General features: G+C 71.9%; 17 protein-coding genes. 6 read left to right on the top strand and 11 right to left on the bottom strand.

The window, feature by feature from the left end; all coding sequences use genetic code 11:
- The first annotated feature begins 64 nt into the window (after window positions 1-64).
- The gene (locus tag ABT116_RS06550) at window positions 65-1270 is read left to right on the top strand and encodes an MFS transporter (RefSeq protein WP_351628712.1); all 1206 of its coding nucleotides are present in this window, start codon (window positions 65-67) and stop codon (window positions 1268-1270) included.
- Between the two features lie 88 nt (window positions 1271-1358).
- The gene (locus tag ABT116_RS06555) at window positions 1359-2753 is read left to right on the top strand and encodes a uracil-xanthine permease family protein (protein WP_351628715.1); all 1395 of its coding nucleotides are present in this window, start codon (window positions 1359-1361) and stop codon (window positions 2751-2753) included.
- Here the strand turns inward: ABT116_RS06555 and ABT116_RS06560 are convergent.
- Entirely contained in the window at window positions 2717-3862 is a 1146-nt protein-coding gene (locus tag ABT116_RS06560) for a glycoside hydrolase family 6 protein (RefSeq protein ID WP_351628793.1), read from the bottom strand. The two genes, ABT116_RS06555 and ABT116_RS06560, sit on opposite strands and share 37 nt — an antisense overlap.
- A 175-nt stretch (window positions 3863-4037) precedes the next feature.
- Here ABT116_RS06560 and ABT116_RS06565 point away from each other — a divergent pair, with 175 nt between their 5' ends.
- Window positions 4038-4784, top strand: a complete 747-nt coding sequence (locus tag ABT116_RS06565) for a DUF5995 family protein (protein WP_351628717.1) — start codon at window positions 4038-4040, stop codon at window positions 4782-4784.
- Here ABT116_RS06565 and ABT116_RS06570 read toward each other — a convergent pair.
- Both ABT116_RS06570 and ABT116_RS06575 read right to left on the bottom strand, forming a co-directional pair.
- Complete coding sequence (locus ABT116_RS06570; protein WP_351628719.1) at window positions 4745-6442, bottom strand: flavin monoamine oxidase family protein; 1698 nt, start codon at window positions 6440-6442, stop codon at window positions 4745-4747. The genes ABT116_RS06565 and ABT116_RS06570 overlap by 40 nt on opposite strands.
- A 47-nt stretch (window positions 6443-6489) precedes the next feature.
- On the bottom strand, window positions 6490-7278 hold the full coding sequence (locus ABT116_RS06575; RefSeq protein ID WP_351628721.1) for a carbon-nitrogen hydrolase family protein: 789 nt from the start codon (window positions 7276-7278) through the stop codon (window positions 6490-6492).
- Window positions 7279-7587: 309 nt separating this feature from the next.
- Between ABT116_RS06575 and ABT116_RS06580 the strand changes: the two genes are divergently transcribed.
- Entirely contained in the window at window positions 7588-8157 is a 570-nt protein-coding gene (locus tag ABT116_RS06580; protein ID WP_351628724.1) for a Repetin, read from the top strand.
- Here the strand turns inward: ABT116_RS06580 and ABT116_RS06585 are convergent.
- The 3 genes from ABT116_RS06585 to ABT116_RS06595 all read right to left on the bottom strand — a co-directional run bounded on the left by ABT116_RS06585 (window position 8126) and on the right by ABT116_RS06595 (window position 11391).
- Window positions 8126-9322, bottom strand: a complete 1197-nt coding sequence (locus tag ABT116_RS06585) for an MFS transporter (RefSeq protein WP_351628727.1) — start codon at window positions 9320-9322, stop codon at window positions 8126-8128. The two genes, ABT116_RS06580 and ABT116_RS06585, sit on opposite strands and share 32 nt — an antisense overlap.
- A gap of 136 nt (window positions 9323-9458) precedes the next feature.
- Window positions 9459-9911 carry an Lrp/AsnC family transcriptional regulator gene (locus tag ABT116_RS06590; RefSeq protein ID WP_351628729.1) on the bottom strand — a complete coding sequence of 151 codons (453 nt, stop codon included), beginning with the start codon at window positions 9909-9911 and terminating at the stop codon, window positions 9459-9461.
- A 10-nt stretch (window positions 9912-9921) separates the two neighbouring features.
- Window positions 9922-11391, bottom strand: coding sequence for an amino acid permease (locus ABT116_RS06595; RefSeq protein WP_351628732.1), 1470 nt, complete (start codon window positions 11389-11391; stop codon window positions 9922-9924).
- 262 nt (window positions 11392-11653) lie between these two features.
- Between ABT116_RS06595 and ABT116_RS06600 the strand changes: the two genes are divergently transcribed.
- The gene (locus tag ABT116_RS06600) at window positions 11654-11791 is read left to right on the top strand and encodes a hypothetical protein (protein WP_351628735.1); all 138 of its coding nucleotides are present in this window, start codon (window positions 11654-11656) and stop codon (window positions 11789-11791) included.
- A 63-nt stretch (window positions 11792-11854) separates the two neighbouring features.
- Here ABT116_RS06600 and ABT116_RS06605 read toward each other — a convergent pair whose 3' ends face one another.
- The 4 genes from ABT116_RS06605 to rpe all read right to left on the bottom strand — a co-directional run bounded on the left by ABT116_RS06605 (window position 11855) and on the right by rpe (window position 15589).
- Complete coding sequence (locus ABT116_RS06605) at window positions 11855-13297, bottom strand: GuaB1 family IMP dehydrogenase-related protein (protein WP_351628738.1); 1443 nt, start codon at window positions 13295-13297, stop codon at window positions 11855-11857.
- Window positions 13298-13405: 108 nt separating this feature from the next.
- Window positions 13406-13756, bottom strand: coding sequence for a barstar family protein (locus ABT116_RS06610; protein ID WP_351628741.1), 351 nt, complete (start codon window positions 13754-13756; stop codon window positions 13406-13408).
- Between the two features lie 24 nt (window positions 13757-13780).
- A complete protein-coding gene (locus tag ABT116_RS06615) occupies window positions 13781-14824 on the bottom strand; it encodes a sugar-binding transcriptional regulator (protein WP_184561533.1) in 1044 nt (347 codons plus the stop codon).
- A gap of 78 nt (window positions 14825-14902) precedes the next feature.
- On the bottom strand, window positions 14903-15589 hold the full coding sequence (gene rpe / locus ABT116_RS06620) for a ribulose-phosphate 3-epimerase (protein ID WP_053668333.1): 687 nt from the start codon (window positions 15587-15589) through the stop codon (window positions 14903-14905).
- Window positions 15590-15720: 131 nt separating this feature from the next.
- On the opposite strand from rpe, the gene ABT116_RS06625 reads away from it, so the two are divergent.
- Complete coding sequence (locus tag ABT116_RS06625; protein WP_351628744.1) at window positions 15721-17862, top strand: MMPL family transporter; 2142 nt, start codon at window positions 15721-15723, stop codon at window positions 17860-17862.
- Here ABT116_RS06625 and ABT116_RS06630 read toward each other — a convergent pair.
- Window positions 17843-19261, bottom strand: coding sequence for an RsmB/NOP family class I SAM-dependent RNA methyltransferase (locus ABT116_RS06630; RefSeq protein WP_351628747.1), 1419 nt, complete (start codon window positions 19259-19261; stop codon window positions 17843-17845). The genes ABT116_RS06625 and ABT116_RS06630 overlap by 20 nt on opposite strands.
- Window positions 19262-19358: the final 97 nt, after the last annotated feature.

Raw genomic sequence — 19358 nt, forward strand, 5'->3', positions numbered from 1 at the left:
TTCCTGATAGTTTACGCCCGCACCGGTCACGGAACACGGCAGAGACCCGGAGGGGGACCGCAGAATGGGCAACGTGGTCGACGAACAACGCGAGGTGAAGCGGTCCCGGTACGCCGTGGCCGCCGTCTTCGCCGTGCACGGCGCCGTGACCGGCTCGTTCGCGACCCGGGTGCCGTGGATCCAGGACCACGCGGGCGTGAGCGCCGGCCAGTTGGGGATCGCGCTCGCCTTCCCCGCGCTCGGCGCGTCCGTGGCGATGCCGCTCGCCGGCGGCATCATCCACCGTTTCGGCACCCGGAACGCGCTGCGCGGACTGATCGCCCTGTGGACACTGTCGCTGGTCCTGCCGTCCCTCGCGCCGAACCTGCTGACGCTCTGTCTGGCCCTGTTCACGTACGGCGCGACGGCCGGCATGACCGACGTGGCGATGAACGCGCTGGGGGTCGAGGTCGAGAACCGCCTCGGACGGTCGATCATGTCCGGACTGCACGGAATGTGGAGCGTGGGCGCCCTGATCGGCTCGGCGGCCGGCACGCTCGCCGCGCACCTCGGCTCGGACGCCCGGCTGCACCACGCCCTGGCCGCCGCGGTCCTCACCGTCGTCGGGGTGCTGTCCTGCCAGTGGGTGCTCGACCTGCAGCCCGCCGAGGACGAGGAGCCGCCGCCGCGGTTCGCGCTGCCGCCCCGGTCGGCGCTGCTCATCGGCGCGATCGGGTTCTGCGCGGTGTTCGCCGAGGGAGCGAGCCTGGACTGGTCGGCCGTCTATCTGCGTGAGCAGCTCGAGACCTCGGCCGGTCTCGCGGCGGCGTGTACCACGGGCTTCACGCTCACCATGGCCCTCGCCCGGCTCGCCGGTGACAAGGTCGTGGACCGCTTCGGCGCCGTGCGGACGGTGCGGGCGAGCGGGGTGTTCGCCGTCCTGGGTGGGCTGCTGATCGTGATCTCCGACCATCCCGCGGTGGCGATGAGCGGGTTCGCGCTGATGGGGCTGGGCATCGCCGTCGTCGTGCCGCTGTGCTTCGCCGCCGCCGGCCGCAGCGGCTCCAACCCGAGCCTGGCCATCGCGGGCGTCGCGACCATCACGTACACCTCGGGGCTGATCGCGCCGAGTGCGATCGGCTTGCTGGCGCAGGCCACGAGCCTGATGGTGTCGTTCTGCCTGGTGACGGCGCTGTCGTGCGGCCTGGTGGCGTTCGCGGGTGTGCTGCGGCCCGGTGAGCGGACGAAGATCGGCCGGACGGACGCGGCGGTCCCCGACCCGCGACCCTGAACGGACACCCGACCCGGTCATCAGCACGGTGGGCGCACCCCGACAATGGTCCGGACACTCGCACGCACGACGAAAGCGAAACCGCACCATGGATCTCGGCGTCCGCTGGAAACTGCACGGCGACGGAAAGATCCCGGCGCCCGGCGCCGTGGTCCGACCCGACGAGCGGCTCTCCTGGCCCCGCACGGCCGGACTGGGCGCCCAGCACGTCGTGGCGATGTTCGGTGCGTCCTTCGTGGCGCCGGTCCTGATGGGCCTGGACCCGAATCTCGCGATCATGATGTCGGGCGTCGCGACCGTCGTGTTCCTGCTGGCCACCCGCGGCAGCGTGCCCAGCTACCTGGGCTGCTCGCTCTCCTTCGTCGGCGTGGCGGCGGTCATCCGGGCGCAAGGAGGCAGCAGCGCGACCGTCACGGGAGCGGTGTTCGTCGTCGGGGGCGCGCTGTTCCTGGTGGGGCTCGCCGTGCGGCGGTTCGGGGCGCGGATCATCCACGCCACGATGCCGCCGATCGTGACCGGCGCGGTGGTGATGCTGATCGGCTTCAACCTGGCGCCGGTGACGGCCTCGACGTACTGGCCGCAGGACCAGTGGACGGCCCTGCTGGTGATGCTGTTCACCGGTCTTGCGGTGGTCTGTCTGCGGGGTTTCTGGTCCCGGATCGCGATCTTCCTGGGACTGGTCTTCGGGTACGGCATCTCCTGGGTGTTCGACCTGGTCTTCGGCAAGATCCACTCGGTGGACGCCGGCGGCAGGCTGACCGACCACTGGCGTCTGGACCTGTCCGGCGTGGACAAGGCCGACTGGATCGGACTGCCCGGCCTGCACGCCCCGTCCTTCGAGTGGTCGGCGATCCTCGTCGCCCTCCCGGTCGTCATCGCTCTGGTCGCCGAGAACGCCGGGCACGTGAAGGCGGTCGGCGAGATGACCGGTGACTCGCTGGACGACAAGCTCGGCACGGCGATCGCGGCCGACGGCGTCGGCTCGATGCTGTCCACCGCGGTCGGCGGCCCGCCCAACACCACGTACTCCGAGAACATCGGCGTGATGGCCGCGACCCGCGTGTACTCGACGGCCGCGTACTGGGCCGCCGCGGGCTTCGCCCTGCTGTTCGGCGTCTGCCCGAAGTTCGGCGCGGTCGTGGCGGCGATCCCGGGCGGGGTGCTCGGCGGCATCACCGTCATCCTGTACGGCATGATCGGCCTGCTGGGCGCGCAGATCTGGATCAACGCGAAGGTGGATCTGCGCAATCCGCTGAACCTGGTCCCGGCGGCGGCGGGCATCATCATCGGCGTCGGCAACGTCTCCCTGAAGTTCTCCGACACGTTCTCGCTGAGCGGCATCGCGCTCGGGACGATCGTCGTCATCACCGGCTACCACGCCCTGCGGGCCTTCGCCCCGGCCCACTTGAAGACGCAGGCGCCGCTGCTGGACGAGGGCACCTCCTCCTACGACGACGCCGAGTCGGACGACGCCAAGTCGTAGGCGTAGGAGGCCGTGAACGTCCCCGGCCTGCCCTTGCAGCCGTCCGACTCCCCCGGCAGCTTCACCCACAGGTAGGCGTCGATCCGCGATGCGCCGGTGTTCAGCGTCGGGGCCCGGCCGAGCCTCCGGCCCGCCGGGTCGCACCACTCGCCGTCGGGCGGGGCGCCGTTGCCGTTGCGGCTGGTGTCGATGACCGCGCCGAGATCCGCCGGGCCGCCGAGTGCGTCGAGGACCCGCCGGTCGTAGGCGACCTCGTCGGCGGTGGTGTGGAAGTTGGAGACGTTGCTGAAGATGCCGTCGGACGACTCGGGCGAGGCGGCACCGGCCTGTCGCAGCCACACCGCCTGCCGGGCGGGCGCGTTCCAGCCCGAGTGCCCCGCGTCGAAGTACACACGGGCCCGGGGGTTGGCGGCCTTCAGCACGCGGCCGGCCCGGGCCAGCGAGGCGAAGCGGTCCGCGCGTGCGGCGGCGGAGAGGCACTCGGCCTGGGCGACCGAGTCCGGCTCCAGGACGACGATGACCTCACCGGAGCCCAGCCCCGCCGCGAAACGGTCGATCCAGGCGTCGTAGGCGTCCAGGCCGGGCGCCCCGCCCTGGGAGTGGCCCCCGCAGTCCCGGCCGGGGATCGCGTACGGCACGACGACGGGCACCCGGCCCAGCGCGGCCCCGCCCGACGTCACCGCGGCGACCCGGGCGGTGACGGCCTGCGGGTCGTAGTCGGCGAACCAGACGGCCGCGGGCTGCTCGGCGATACGGGACGCGATGACCGCGTGCCGGGGGTCGCCGGAGTGGGAGCGGACCCATTCGAGCACCTGGGAATCGGGGTGGCGGTAGAGGCGTCCGCCCACGCTGGTGGTGCGCTCCCGCTTCCTCTCGGTCCTCGGCGGCGCGGGGCTCTGCGTCCGGCGGACGGACGGAGACGGCGAAGGGGGCGCGGACTCGGCGGTGGCGGGCGCGGAGGGCGACGGCACGGCCGGCAGGGGTGCCAGGCGCGGCGACGCCGAGACCTCGGGGGGCGCGGCCCCGTCCGAGGGCCGCCTGTCGTCGAACGCGGAGAGGACACCCGCGACGGCGCCGGTCACGACGACGAGCGAGGTCGCCGCGACCATCGCGCCGCGCCGGGCGGCGCGCCCGCGCACGGCCCTGCGGGCGGCCAGGCGCTGGGCACGCGAGCCTGCCACGGTGCTGCTCCCCCTCCCCCTGCGACGGGCGGTGTTCCCCCGTTTCGGGGAAGCGCCGGGCCCGCCGGTACTTCCGCCAGCCTAGAGCTGCGACTCTGCCCGCATGCCGCGATGCGAACAACTCCCCCCAGCCGTGGACACTCCGGTCGACGCCGTCATCTCCCGGATGCGCGCCCTCGACGCGGCCCTGCACCCACGGGACGGGGTGGCGGTCTTCAACCGTGTCTACCTCGCCGTGACGGAGGCGGTGGACCGGTACGTCGACGCCGGCCGGTTCACGGACGCCCACGCCGCGATCACGCTGGACGTACGGTTCGCGCAGCGGTACCTGGCGGCCGTCGAGTCGGCGGCGGACGAGCGGCGCCCGCCCGCCTGCTGGCGGCCTCTGTTCCAGTTCCGCCGCCACCCCGGGGTACGGCCGTTGCAGTTCGCGCTGGCGGGCATCAACGCGCACATCGGACACGATCTCGCGCTGGCCGTCGTGGACACCTGCCGTACGCTCGGCTGCGCACCCGTCGATCTGGAGGACGAGTTCGACATGGTGGGCGATCTCCTCGTCTCGCTGGAGGAGCGCATCCGCGACGATCTGATGCCGGGACCCGACCTCCTGCGGATCGCCGACCCGCTGACCCACCTGCTCGGCTCCTGGAGCCTTGACCGCGCCCGGGACGCCGCGTGGACGGCGGCCCGGGCCCTGTGGGTCCTGCGTGAACTCCCCGATGTCGCGGTTGAGTTCACCGAGCGCCTGGACACGGCGGTGGGTTTCGCGGGGCGCATGCTGCTCACGCCCCTGGCGGACCCGCCGCGGCGTCAGTCTTCCGGCAGCTCGACGGGGGCGATCTCGTCGTAGACGTCGCCGGGGCCCGGGTTGGTCGGGTCGGTCGTGCCGCCCAGGTGGTGCATGACGCCCCAGACCGCGTTGAGGGCGGTCTGGATGGCGCCCTCGGCCCAGCCGGCGGTCCAGGAGATGTCGTCGCCGGCGAGGAAGATGCCGCGCTTGTCCTCGGGCAGCCGGTCCTGCATGAAGTGCGTGAACAGGCGCCGCTGGTAGCGGTAATGGCCGGGCAGGTTGGCCTTGAACGCGCCCATGAAGTAGGGCTCGTTCTCCCAGGAGACCGTCACCGGATTGCCGATGACGTGCTTGCGGATGTCGACCTTGGGATAGATCTCGCCCAGCGACTTCAGCATGACCTCCATCCGCTCGTTCGCGGACAGCGGCAGCCACTTCAGGCTGTCGTCGCACCAGGTGTAGGAGAGGCAGATGACGGCTGGCTTGTCCGGGCCGTCGTCGAGCAGGTAAGTACCGCGCGTCATACGGTCGGTGAGCGTCATCGACATGACGTCCCGGCCCGTCTCCTCGTCCTTGTCGAGCCAGAACGGGCGGTCGACCGGCACGAAGAGCTTCGAGGACTCCATGTAGTGGGTGCGCTCGATCGCGGTCCAGTGGTCGATCGGGAAGAGCGAGTCGTCGCAGGCGATCTTCGACAGCAGCATCCAGGACTGGGCGGTGAAGATGGCCGCCTGGAAGGTGCGGATGTCGCCGCGGGCGTCGGTCACCGTGATGCGGTTGCCGGCGGTGCGGTGCAGCCGGGTCACGGCGGGGCGGGGCTCCCCGCCCTCGTGCAGGGTCGCGAGCGAGGTCCCGAGCGGCCAGTGGACGATCTTCTGCGGCTCGCGCTCCCACAGGCGCAGCGGCAGCTGCTGGGAGCCGCCGACGATGCCGCGGTGGTGGTCGTCGGCCTCGGTGTAGACGACGCGCAGGATCTCCAGGATGGAGTTGGGGAAGTCGGTGTCCCAGCCGCCCGTGCCGAAGCCGACCTGGCCGAAGATCTCGCGGTGCCGGAAGGACTTGAACGCCTCGGAGTCGCAGAGGAAGCCGTAGAAGGTCTGGTTGTCCAGCTTCTCGACGAGCCGGGACCAGATCTCGCGAATACGCGGCACGTCCCGCTCGCGCAGGGCGCGGTTCATGTCGGAGAAGTCGGCGCCCTCCTCCAGGCAGCGGTTCCACGCCTCGGCGACGTCCCGGTAGACCTGGGGCAGGTCGGCGATCGTCTCGGCGTAGTGCGACTCGCCCTTGAGGTCGACGACGGTCGAGGGGGTCGCCTCCGACAGCGGGTTGGGGAACGGCCGCGTCTGAAGGCCGACCAGGTCGATGTAGTGCTGCAGGGCCGTGGAGGACGGCGGGAAGCGCATCGCGCCCATCTCGGCGGTGAGGGACTCGTCGCACCCGTCGAAGCCCACCGTGCGCAGCCGGCCTCCGATCTGGTCGGCCTCGTACACGACCGGCTTGAGGCCCATCTTCATCAGCTCGTACGCGGCGACGATGCCGGACAGGCCGCCGCCGATGACCGCGACCTCCGTGCCGTGCTCGGTCGCGGGTATCTGCCCGAGTCCCGCCGGGTGGGCGAGGAAGTCGTCGTAGGCGTACGGGAAGTCCGGGCCGAACATGGTGATCGGCGGCTGCTGCGCGTCAGCGTGCTCGACGGCGTTGGGCACGGTGGACGTCATGGGGTACGGACTCCTTGCACAGATACGAAGGCTGGTTCAGGGGGTTTTCAGACGAGCGAGCCGTACAGGCCGGGCCGCCGGTCCCGCAGATACGGGTTGTTCTCGCGCGACGCGGCGAGGAAGGCCGGGTCGACGTCGGCGAACACGAGTTCCTCCCCGCGTCCCGCCCGGGTCCGGGCGACCCCGTCGGGCCCGGCGAGCGTGGACAGCCCCACGAACTCGAACTCGCCCTCCCGGCCGACCCGGTTGACGTACGCGACGTACATCTGGTTCTCGAAGGCGCGCACCGGGATCATCGACTCGGCGACGAACTGGAACGGGTGCATCTGCGCGGTGGGGACGACGAGCAGATCGGTGCCGGCCAGGGCGTGGGCGCGGACGTTCTCCGGGAACTCCACGTCGTAGCAGATCAGGAGGCCGACCCGGAGGCCGTCGATCTCGGCCTGGACGACCGGCAGGTCCCCGGGGGTGAAGTGGTCGCGCTCGAAGCAGCCGAAGAGGTGCGTCTTGCGGTGGTTGGCGAGGCGGGTGCCGTCGGCGGAGATCAGCTGGACGGAGTTGAACACGGCCTCGCCGGCCCGCTCGGGGTAGCCGTAGGCGATCGCCAGGCCGCGGCCCGTCGCGATCTCGGCGACGGCGTCCGCGCAGTCGCCGTCGGCGGGCTCGGCGAGCCGGCCGATGTCGTCGCCGATCGCGTACCCCGTCAGGAACAGCTCGGACGTGACCAGCAGCCCGGCGCCCGCGGCGGCGGCCCGGCCCGCGGCCTCGTCGAGGACCTTGAGGTTCTCGACGGTGGAGCCGGGTCGGCCGGAGCTCTGGAGCAGGGCGGTGCGCATGCGTGATCCTCACCGGGCGGAAGGGTGGTCGGGGGGACCTTTGGGGGCCACGTAGACGGTACGGGCGGCTGACCAGGGCGGACAAGCAGGAGCCGTTGCGCGCCGGTGAACGGTTCGTTGCGTGCACAGCGGGCCCGGCGGCGATTCGTTGTGCGCCTCGGGTCGCACCCGCGCTCCTCCTCGGAGCGCAGCTCCGTGCGGCCTCCCCCGCCGCACGGCGGAGGCCGGGTCCCGCCCCGAGCGCGATGTCCTGCCCCCGCCGGGCCGGGAGAGTAAGGGATGTCCACTCGACCTGCGGAAAGGAACGCAATGAAGCGCCGTACGAAGATCGTCGTGCTCGGCTCCGCGCTGCTCCTCACGGCCGGAGTGGCCTCGGCCGCGACCGCGTCGGACACGCCCCGGCAGCGGACGACCGCGTCGGACGCACCCCGGCCGCCACGGGAGGCCGCGGCCCTCACCGGCACGGCCAAGCTGTACCGCTCGGCAGGGGACGACATCACGTTCTCGTTCGACGCGCATCTGGCCGCGAAGGACAAGGCCGACCCGATGAAGGCCACCGGCACCTTCGAGTTCAGCCACTACCTGAAGGGCGAGGGGGCCCGGGCCGAGGTGAAGGTCGACTGCCTGCTGACCGGCGGCAAGGTGGCCGTCGTCTCCGGCGTCATCACCGAGTCCGACCTGCCCGGCGCCGAGGGCAAGCGGGTCGGCGTCACCGTCCACGACCTCGGCCGCCACGACCGGCTGGGCTACAGCTGGGCCTCGACCGGCCGCCCCGGCGAGGGGAACGAGCCGCCCAAGTGCGTGAGTGCCGCCCCCTTCGAGAAGATGAGGAAGGGGACGGGTGACTTCACGGTCGTGCCGTGGCAGCCCGAGCTCTAGCCAGGGCCAGAGCGGTCACCAGGTAGGGAAGCGCGAGCACGGCGAAGACGGTGCTGTGCGGCATGTCGGTGCCGAGCAGCGCGTACACGCCGAACGTGGCGACCGTGGCCAGCTCGGTGCCCAGGCTCGCCACGGAGGTGAGCGTGGCCCGGCGGGAGTCGTCGATACGGTGCTGGAGCCGGACGTCGGCGAGTACCTCGGCCAGCTGGAACGCGGCGAAGGCGAGGCCCAGGAGGACGACTCCGGTCAGTGAGCGGGCCAGGGCTCCCACCGCGAGGGCGAGGGCGGCGCCCGCGAGCAGCACCGCGAGCCCGGTCGGGCCGAGGCGCTCGGCCGGGCCGGTGAGGAGGCTGCCGACGGTGACGCCCGCCCAGATCAGCATGACCAGGTAGGGCACCGTGGCCTCGGCGAAGCCGATCTCCCGGATCAGCAGGGGGGTGTACTCGTCGAGTGCGCCCCACACGGCGGCCACGGCCGGGATCAGCAGCACGGCGCCGCGTACCGCACCGTCCCCGCGGACCTCGGCGAACCCGGCCCGCACGGTCGTCGCCCAGCTGTCGTCGGTGCTCTCCGGCCGTACCCGGTGCTCCGGGAACCGGGTCGCGGTGGCGGCGGCCAGCACACAGGCCAGGACACTCGCGGCACCGACGGCCGGGTAGCCGCCCCGGGCGAGAACGGGCCCCGCCAGGCCGATGGATGCCACCGTACCCACCAGCCGCGCGGCCCGGGCCCGGCCCATGACCCGCGCGTACCGGTCGGCGGCACCGAGCCGGTCCAACTCGTCGTAGACCAGCGCTTCCAGCGCGCCGGAGCCGAGCGCCCCGCCCGCGCCCCACAGGACGAACCCGGCCGCGAAGGCCCCGTACGACGGGACGGTCACCCACAGCGCGAAGCCGGCGGCGGTGAGCAGGGGGCCGATCCACAGCAGCCTCCGTCGCGACATGGCGTCGGCCCAGGCGCCGGAGGGAACGTCCAGCACCACCGAGGTGATCGACCACAGGGCGAACAGGGAGGAGATCTGCCAGAGCGACATGCCGGTGTCGGCGAAGAGCAGCGCGTACACCGGGTAGAGCAGGACGAAGTCGTCGAGGAACGCGTAGCCGTACAGCGTGCGCGTCAGACGGCGGACGCCGGTGGCGGGCACGCGCGCGGGTGAGAGTGTCATGAGGCCTTCCCGGAAGGACGGATCGGACGCCGGAGGTACGGCGTCCGAGGCGGTCCTCGGGAGGCACGGCTGGTGGATCAATGTCGCCAGGTCATGACACCCAGGCTAGAGGTGTCTCGTGGAGCGGGCCACGGAGTTACGTGGGCGACCCGGACGAGAAGCGCCGCAGCAGCGGCGAGAGCACGAGCACGGACTTGGTCCGCTCGACGAACGGCTCCCCGGCGATCCGTTCCAGGACCCGTTCGAAGTGCCGCATGTCGGAGGCGAAGACCTGCGCGACCGCGTCCGCGTCCCCGGTGACGGTGGACGCGGCCACGACCTCCTGGTAGCGCTCCAGGCCCCGCTGAATGGTCTCCGGGGAGGTGTTCCCGCGGCAGTAGATCTCGACGAACCCCTCGGTCTCCCAGCCGAGGGCGCCCGGGTCCACGCGTACGGTGAAGCCGGTGATGGCTCCGGTGGCCCGCAGCCGGTCCACGCGCCGTTTCACGGCGGGCGCGGACAGGCCGACGATTGAGCCGATGTCGGCGTAGGAGCGGCGGGCGTCCTCGGCGAGGGCGTGCACGATGCGTTCGTCGAGATCGTTCAGCACAGTGGGTCGTTCACTTTTCGGATGGCGCGAGTCGGGATCGGCGATAGCCGTACAGGAAGTAGAACACGAGCCCGGCGGCCATCCAGACACCGAAGACCACCCAGGTCACGGTCGACAGGCTGCCCATCATCCAGATGCAGAAGGCGAAGCCCAGCGCGGGCAGGACCGGCGAGAGCGGTACCCGGAAGGTGCGCGGCATGTCCGGCTTGGTCCGGCGCAGCACGACGACGGCCACGTTGACGAGCGCGAAGGCGAACAGGGTGCCGATGCTGGTGGCGTCGGCGAGCTGCCCGAGCGGGATCGCGGCGGCCAGGACACCGCAGAACAGCGACACGATCAGGGTGTTGGCGCGGGGGGCGCCGGTCTTCGGGTGGACCTTGGCGAACACCTTCGGCACGAGACCGTCGCGGGACATGGCGAACAGGATGCGGGTCTGGCCGTACAGCACGGTCAGCACCACGCTCGCGATGGCGATGACGGCGCAGAACGCCAGCAGGGTGCCCCAGAAGGTCTGCCCGGTGACCTCGCGCATGATCTGGGCGAGGGCGGCCTCGGAGTCGGTGAAGTTCTTCCAGGGCTTGGCGCCGACCGCGACAGCCGCGACAAGGACGTACAGCGCGGTGACGATGACCAGCGACAGCATGATCGCGCGGGGCAGGTCGCGCTGGGCGTTCTTGGCCTCCTCACCGGCGGTGGAGGCGGCGTCGAAGCCGATGTAGGAGAAGAACAGCGTGGCGCCGGCGGCGCTGACGCCCGCCATGCCGAGCGGCATGAAGTTCTCGTAGTTGCCGGAGCGGAAGCCCTGGACGCCGATGGCGCAGAACATCACCAGCGCGGCGATCTTCACGACGACCATGACGGTGTTGGCTCGGGCGGACTCGCGGGCGCCGCCCAGCAGGAACGCCATCGCGAGCAGCACGACGATCAGCGCCGGCAGGTTGAACACGCCGCCGTCGCCGGGCGGGGCGGACAGGGCGGCCGGGATGGTGACGCCGATGGTGCCGTCGAGCAGTTCGTTGAGGTACTCGCCCCAGCCGACGGCGACGGCGGCCACCGACACGCCGTACTCCAGGACCAGGCACCAGCCGCATATCCAGGCGATCAGCTCGCCCATCGTTGCGTACGCATACGAGTACGAGGAGCCGGAGACCGGGATGGTGCCGGCCAGCTCGGCGTAGGACAGGGCCGAGAACAGGGCGGTGAGACCGGCGATCACGAAGGAGAGGGTGACGGCGGGGCCCGCCTTGGGGACGGCCTCGCCGAGGACGACGAAGATGCCGGTGCCGAGCGTGGCGCCGATGCTGATCATGGTCAGCTGCCACAGCCCGAGGGTGCGGCGCAGTGACCCACCTTCGCCCTGGCCACCCTCCGCGACCAGGCGTTCCACCGGCTTGCGGCGCATGAGCCGCGCGCCGACGCCGGGGGGTGCGGAGGCCGCCGTGGGGCCTGGGTTCTGCGGGGGTGCGCCTTGGTCGAGCACGCGCTGGCTCCTTTTCGCTGCCGGTCAGGGCGGCGGGGACCGCGGGCACCCTTGAGCAGGGACCCACCGAGCGGAGTCCCCGCCACGCCACGTACGAGGCGACAGCCTACGAGCATCGACGTTGCTGGTGAAATGCAGCAACCTTGCGCATACCCGCAAGATCATTGCGTTCCCCGGGATCGAGCGGGTGTTCGTTGCACGGCGCTTTTCGTCTGTTGCACGAGGCTTGCTCAGACCAGCTCGTGAGTTCCTCGACGCAGTCGTGCGTGAGGCCGTCGCGGTCCTCGTACGACCGACGGCCGACGTACGCCACCAGGGGCAGACAGCCGAGCCGGGCGTAGAGGGCGGCGGCGCGCGGGTTGTCGTCGGCGACCCCGAGGCCGACGTCGTACGACGGTAGGGCGCACGCACGGGTGAGGCCCCCGGTTTTTCACCGGGGGCCTCACGCGCGGGAGTTGGGCCGTCAGCTCCAGCTGGCGTGCAGGGGCTTGCCCTCCGCGTAGCCGGCGGCGCTCTGGATGCCGACGATGGCCTTCTCGGCGAACTCCTCCAGGGAGCCGGCACCGGCGTAGGTGCAGGAGGAGCGGACGCCCGCGATGATCGAGTCGATCAGGTCCTCGACGCCCGGGCGGGCCGGGTCGAGGAACATCCGGGAGGTGGAGATGCCCTCCTCGAACAGCGCCTTGCGGGCGCGGTCGTACGCCGACTCCTCGGAGGTGCGGTTGCGCACGGCACGGGCGGACGCCATGCCGAAGGACTCCTTGTAGGCGCGGCCCTGGGCGTCGTGCTGCAGGTCGCCCGGGGACTCGTAGGTGCCGGCGAACCAGGAGCCGACCATCACGTTGGACGCACCGGCCGCGAGGGCCATGGCCACGTCACGGGGGTGGCGGACACCGCCGTCGGCCCACACGTGCTTGCCGTACTTCTTCGCCTCGGCGGCGCACTCCAGGACGGCGGAGAACTGCGGCCGGCCGACGCCGGTCATCATGCGCGTGGTGCACATGGCGCCGGGGCCGACACCGACCTTGACGATGTCCGCGCCCGCCTCGATCAGGTCGCGCACACCCGCGGCGGCGACCACGTTGCCCGCGACGATCGGCACCTGCGGGTCCAGGTCGCGCACCAGCTTCAGGGCGCTGATCATCGACTCCTGGTGGCCGTGCGCCGTGTCGATGACGAGCGCGTCGACGCCCGCGTCCAGCAGCTGCTGGGCCTTGCCCGCGACGTCGCCGTTGATGCCGACGGCGGCGGCGATGCGCAGGCGTCCCTGGGCGTCGGTGGCCGGCGTGTAGAGCGTGGCGCGCAGGGCGCCCTTGCGGGTCAGGATGCCGGCGAGGGTGCCGTCCTCGTTGACCGCGGGGGCGTAGCGGCGGTTGGCGTGGTCGAGGGTGTCGAAGGCCTCGCCCGGGTCCATGTCCGCGTCGATGAGCAGCAGGTCCCGGGACATGACCTCGGCGAGCTGCGTGAAGCGGTCCACGCCGGACAGGTCGGCGTCGGTGACCACGCCGACCGGCTTGTGGTCGCCGTCGACGACCACACCGGCGTTGTGCGCCCGCTTGGGCAGCAGGGCCAGCGCGTCGGCGACCGTCTGGTGCGGGGACAGGATGATCGGGGTGTCCAGCACCAGGTGCCGGCTCTTCACCCAGGAGACGACGTCGGTGACGACGTCGTTCGGGATGTCCTGGGGTATCACCACGAGGCCGCCGCGGCGGGCCACGGTCTCGGCCATGCGGCGGCCGGCGATGGCGGTCATGTTGGCGACGACGAGCGGGATGGTGGTGCCCGTGCCGTCCGGGGAGCTGAGGTCGACGGCCTGCCGCGAGCCCACCGAGGAGCGGCTCGGCACCATGAAGACGTCGTCGTACGTCAGGTCGTACCCGGGCTGGATGTCATTGAGGAAACGCACGTGCTGCACATCCCAGTCGATCAGAGGTGACCCCCGGACCGGCCGGCCAGGGGGAAAGAGCACGTACTTCATTCTCCCATGCCACCCGCCCGAACCACCCCCAGCGGATCATCCAGGCTGGTCAGGGGGCCTCTCGGAGGATTCTCCAAGACCGAGGGTCACGAACAGCCCCGCGCCCCGGTCCGTCGCCTCGGCGAAGATCTCCTCGGCGACCTGCCACTCCTCGGGCCGCTTCTCGGCGTACGTCCGCCAGCCCTGCACGACGATCAGGAGCCCCCGCTCCCCCGCCCCCTCGGGCCAGAGGGCGGGGTCGGACAGGCAGTCGGCGAGGGCGTCCCAGTTGCGGCCGAACCAGTCGGGCAGGGCCAGGTCACGGGCGCAGCGGTCCATGAGGCCCGCCTTGTCCGTGACCCCGCCCAGGTCCAGGACGACCACGATCCGGCCCGCCGGGTCGTGCACACCGTGCTCCTGGCCGGCCACCCGTCAGACCCCGTCCGGGTCTGACCTGTTGAGCGCGGACTTCGGCGCCGGTCCGGCCGTCATCAGATAGTCGGCGGCCGACGTGTCCGTCACCAGGCTGGTGACGAGCCCGGACCGCAGCACCGCGTCGATCGCGGGCCCCTTGCGCTGCCCGCCCGCGATCGCGACGACCTCGGGGATCCGGCGGAGCTGGTCGGCCTTGACCGTGATGCACCGCTCGCCCAGGTCCCGGCCGACCCGGCGGCCCTCGGCGTCGAAGAGGTGCGCCGACATCTCGGCGGCGACACCGAGGGAGGCGTAGTGCGCGCGCTCCTCGTCGCTGAGCATGTCGTGCACCGTGGAGATGCCCGGCTCCCAGGACCCGATGGAGACACAGGCGACGGTGACCTTGTCGAAGTGCTCGAAGGCCCGGGCGATGCCCGTCTGGTTGCGCAGCGCCGCGGCCGTGGCCGCGTCCGGCAGCAACATGGGCGCGTAGATGGGGTGGGCGTCCCCGCCGGCCACCTGGGCGGCGCGGCGCACGGCCTCGACCGAGCCGCGCTCGGCGGTCCCGGCGTCGTACACGCCCGTCAGCTGCACCACCGTGCACGGCGGCAGCCGGTCGAGCGCCGCCGCCATGTGGATGGTGGAGCGGCCCCAGGCCAGGCCCAGCACGTCCCCCTCGTTGACCAGTTCGCCGAGCAGGTCGGCGGCCACCTCTCCCAGGTTCTCGGGGTCGGGCGTCTCCTCGGCCTCGGCCGGGGACTCGACCACGACGGCGTGCCTGAGGCCGTAGCGGGCGCGGAGCGCGTCCGAGCGCTCGGCGTCCAGTTCGGCCGGCACACGGATCTCGATACGTACGAGATCCCGTTCGAGGGCGGTCTCCAGGACCCGGGCCACCTTGAAGCGGCTGACGCCGAACTCCTCCGCGATCTGGATCTTGGACTTGCCCTCGAGGTAGAAGCGGCGGGCCATGGCCGCCGCCTGCACCAGCTCAGCGGGTCCCATCCGCATGGCTGACCGGCCCGCCGACATACCCGACACGGCGATCTCCTCACTGCTGTTCACACTCTGGATTCGCCGTTCATCCTTGCAGATGTGGCGCGGTTGATCAGCCCTGATGAGAGCCGTTCACTTTGCTGTGGCTCAGTGGTTGCAGGCCCAGGAGGCCTTCGCCGTCGCCGCATCGGCCTGGGTGCGTAGTGCACGTACCGCTTCTGCCGGGTCGTTTGCCCCGTAGACCGCCGATCCGGCCACGAAGACGTCGGCCCCGGCGTCGGCACAGCGCTCGATGGTGGAAGCCGAAACTCCGCCGTCGACCTGGAGCCAGAGCTCCAGTCCGTGCTTGCTGATCAACTCGCGGGTGCGGCGAATCTTCGGAAGCATGATGTCGAGGAAGGCCTGTCCCCCGAAGCCCGGTTCGACCGTCATGATCAGCAGCATGTCGAGCTCGGGGAGCAGGTCCTCGTACGGCTCGATGGGGGTCGCGGGCTTCAGCGCCATGGAGGCGCGGGCGCCCTTGGCACGGATCTCCCGGGCGAGCCGGACCGGAGCTGCGGCGGCCTCGACGTGGAAGGTGACCGAACCGGCCCCCGCTTCCACGTACTGGGGCGCCCACCGATCGGGGGCCTCGATCATCAGATGGCAGTCCAGCGGGGTGTCCGTCGCACGGGCCAGCGACTCTACGACCGGCACGCCGAGCGTGAGGTTCGGGACGAAATGGTTGTCCATGACGTCGACGTGGAGCCAGTCGGCTCCTTCCACGGCCTTCGCCTCGTCCGCGAGGCGGGCGAAGTCTGCGGACAGGATGCTGGGGTTGATCTGCGCGGCCATGTCCTAAGACTGCCATGCCCTGTGGGGGTTGTGAGCATCGGACCCCGGTGGTCTGCCGGGTGCGGGACTCGTGTGGCTTGCCGCGCAGTTCCCCGCGCCCCTGAGGGGGCGCTTGTGCTGAGGGGGATGACATGAAGCAGGGCGTCGCGCACCTTGTCTGCGGGCGGCGGGCCAAGTGGCTCGTGCTGGTCTTCTGGGTGGTCGTGCTGGTCGTCGCCGCGCCGCTCGCCATGAAGCTCACCGACGCTCAGGACAACGACGCCGCGTCCTGGCTGCCCGGGACCGCCGAGTCCACGCAGGTGCTGCAGATCTCCGAGGACTTCCGGCCGGAGCAGATCCCGGCGGTGGTCGTCTACGCGCGGGAGAGCGGCCTGACGGCGCAGGACCGTGCGGAGATCGCCGAGGACGTGCGGCAGCTGAAGCAGCTCGGCGACCACGGCATCATCGGCGAGCAGACGCGCGGGCCGGTGTTCGACCGGCAGGCCGACCCGCGGGCGGCGCAGGTCTTCGTGCCGATCCTGATGGACGAGGAGGGCTGGGAGCGGATCTCACCGGCCGTGGACTCCATCCGCGACGACGTGGGCACGGGTGGTGACGGGTTGTCCGTGCACATCACGGGCCCGGGCGGCACGTCGGCGGACTTCGCCGAGGCCTTCGAGGGCATCGACTCGACCCTGCTGCTCTCGGCGATGGCGGTCGTCATCGTCATGCTGCTCATCACCTACCGCAGCCTGACCCTGCTGCTGATCCCCCTGATCGCGGTGGTCTGCGCCCTGTTCACCGCCCAGGCGCTGATCTACCTGCTGGCCGAGCACGGCGGCCTGACGGTCAACGGCCAGAGCGCCGGCATCCTCACGGTGCTGGTCTTCGGGGCGGGGACGGACTACGCCCTGCTGCTGGTGGCCCGCTACCGGGAGGAACTGCGCCGGCACGAGGACCGGCACGAGGCGATGGCCCTGGCCCTGCACCGCGCCGGCCCGGCCGTGCTCGCCTCCGGCGCGACGGTCGTGCTGAGCATGCTGGTCCTGCTGGCCGCCGAGATGAACTCCACGAGCGGTCTGGGTCCCGTGGCCGCGATCGGCGTCGCCGTCGCCCTGGTGGCGATGATGAGCCTGTTCCCGGCCCTGCTGGTGATCTTCGGCCGGTGGGTCTTCTGGCCGGTGGTGCCGCGCTACGGTACGCCCGACCCGACCGAGCGCGGCGTCTGGGCCCGCACCGGTCGCCGTATCGCCCGCCGCCCGCGGATGATCTGGGCCGTGACGGCGCTCGCGCTGGCGGTCTGCTCGCTGGGGTTGATCCAGCTGCGCGCGGAGGGCATCGGCAACGCGGACGCGTTCACCGGGAAACCCGACTCGATCACCGGCCAGGAGGTGTCGGCGCGCTACTTCCCGGCGGGCAGCGGCGACCCCCTGGTCATCGTCAGCAACCAGGCGCAGGCCGTGCAGGTGGGCCGTGCCGTCGCCGGGACACCGGGCGTGGTCCCCCAGTCCCTCGGTCTGCCGCCCGGCACCAGACCGGCCTTCGAGGGCAAGGTCCTCTTCGAGGCCACCATGACCGCCCCGTCGGACAGCGAGGCCGCCAAACAGACCGTCGAGCGGGTGCGGGACGCCGTGCACGCGGTGCCGGACGCCGACGCCAAGGTGGGCGGCGGTACGGCGGCCCTGCTGGACATGGACGAGGCGACCAGGCACGACAACGTGCTGATCATCCCGCTGGTGCTGGTGGTCGTCCTGCTGATCCTGTGCTGCCTGCTGCGCGCCCTGATCGCCCCACTGCTGCTGATCGGGACGGTGATCCTGTCCTTCGCGGCGGCGCTCGGCATCAGCGCGCTCGCGTTCCGGTACGTCTTCGACTACGCGGGCGAGGCGACCGACTTCCCGCTGTTCGTCTTCGTGTTCCTGGTCGCCCTGGGCATCGACTACAACATCTTCCTCACCACGCGCATCCGCGAGGAGGCGGCCCGCCAGGGCACCAGACCGGGCGTGGTCACGGGCCTCGCCGCCACCGGCGCGGTCATCACCTCCGCCGGGCTGGTCCTGGCCGGTACCTTCGCCGCCCTCGGCACCCTCCCGATGGTCGCCTTCGCCGAGATCGGCTTCACGGTCGCCCTCGGCGTCCTCATCGACACCTTCGTCGTGCGCTCGGTCCTGGTGACCTCGCTGTTCCTGGACGTCGGGCCGAAGGTGTGGTGGCCGCACCGGCTGGCGCGCCACGACGGCGGCGCACCGGACCGGGCGGCCGTGGCAGCGGGGGTCAGCCGGTCCGGCGAATGAGGGCCAGATACATCGCGTCGGTCCCGTGCAGATGCGGCCACAGCTGCACGTCGGGCCCCTCGCCCAGGTCGGGTACGCCGGGCAGCAGCGGCCGGGCGTCGATGAGGTCGGTGTCCGGGTGCTGCTTGAGCACGTCGGCGACGACGGCCCGGGTCTCGGCGAGGTGCGGCGAGCAGGTCGCGTAGCCCACGACACCGCCGACCCGCACCGACTCCAGGGCGGTGCGCAGCAGCCCGCGCTGCAGCGGCGCGAAGCCCTCCAGGTCCTCCGGGCGGCGCCGCCAGCGTGCCTCGGGGCGGCGGCGCAGGGCGCCGAGGCCCGTGCACGGCACGTCGACCAGCACCCGGTCGAAGCTGCCTGGCCGCCACGCCGGGCGCGTCCCGTCGGCGGCGATGACCTGGTACGGCCCCGGGTTCCCGTCCAGCGCCTTCGCCACGAGGCCGGCGCGATGGGTCTGCTTCTCGGAGGCGACGAGCAGGGCGCCCCGCTCGGCGGCCAGCGCGCCGAGCAGCGCGGCCTTGCCGCCGGGCCCCGCGCATCCGTCCAGCCAGCGCCGGTCGGGCCCGTCCAGGGGCGCGCCCGCGAGGGCGATCGCGACGAGCTGGCTGCCCTCGTCCTGCACGCCCGCGCGCCCGTCCCGCACGGCCGCGATGGCGCCCGGCTCGCCGCCCTCGGTCAGCCGCACGGCATAGGGCGACCAGCGGCCCGGCACGGCGGCGTCCTCGTCGAGCAGCTCCTCCGCGGTGGCCCGCCCGGGCCGCGCCACGAGCGTGACCTCGGGCCGGTCGTTGTCGGCGCGCAGTAGCTCCTCGACGCCGTCGCGCCCACCGCCGAGGGAGTCCCACAGCGCGGACACGACCCACCGCGGATGGGAGTGGACGACGGAGAGATGGTCCTCGGGATCCTCGTCGTAAGGGGGCGCGACCCGCTCCAGCCAGCCGTCCAGATCGTCCTGCGCGACCTTGCGCAGCACGGCGTTGACGAACTTGGCCCGCCCGTCGCCGAGCACGACCCGCGCGAGCTCGACGGTGGCGGACACGGCCGCGTGCGTCGGGATGCGGGTGCCGAGCAGCTGGTGCGCGCCGAGGCTCAGCACATCCAGCACCGGCGGGTCGACCTCCCCGAGCGGCCGGTCCACGCAGGACGACAGGATCGCGTCGTACGTCCCCTGCCGGCGCAGCGTGCCGTACACCAGCTCGGTGGCGAGCGCGGCGTCCCGGGCGTCGAAGTCGTCGTTCTCCCGCGCCTTGCGCAGCAGCGGGGGCAGTACGAGGTTGGCGTAGGCGTCCCGCTCGTCCACGGCCCTCAGTGCCTCGAAGGCGAGGATGCGGACGGGGTCCTTCTTGGGCCTGCGGTAGGGCTTGCCTGAGGTGCGGGCTCGACGGGGCTGTTCGCTCACGAAAAAGGTGCTCCGGGGGTGAGATGAAGTGCGCCGTCCAGCCTACGCCGCCGGGTGCGGTCCGGAGCCGGCAGCGGGGTGCCGGCCGTGTGAGGGG

Source organism: Streptomyces sp. NPDC002130 (genome assembly GCF_040296465.1).
In the GTDB taxonomy this organism is placed as follows: Bacteria; Actinomycetota; Actinomycetes; order Streptomycetales; family Streptomycetaceae; genus Streptomyces.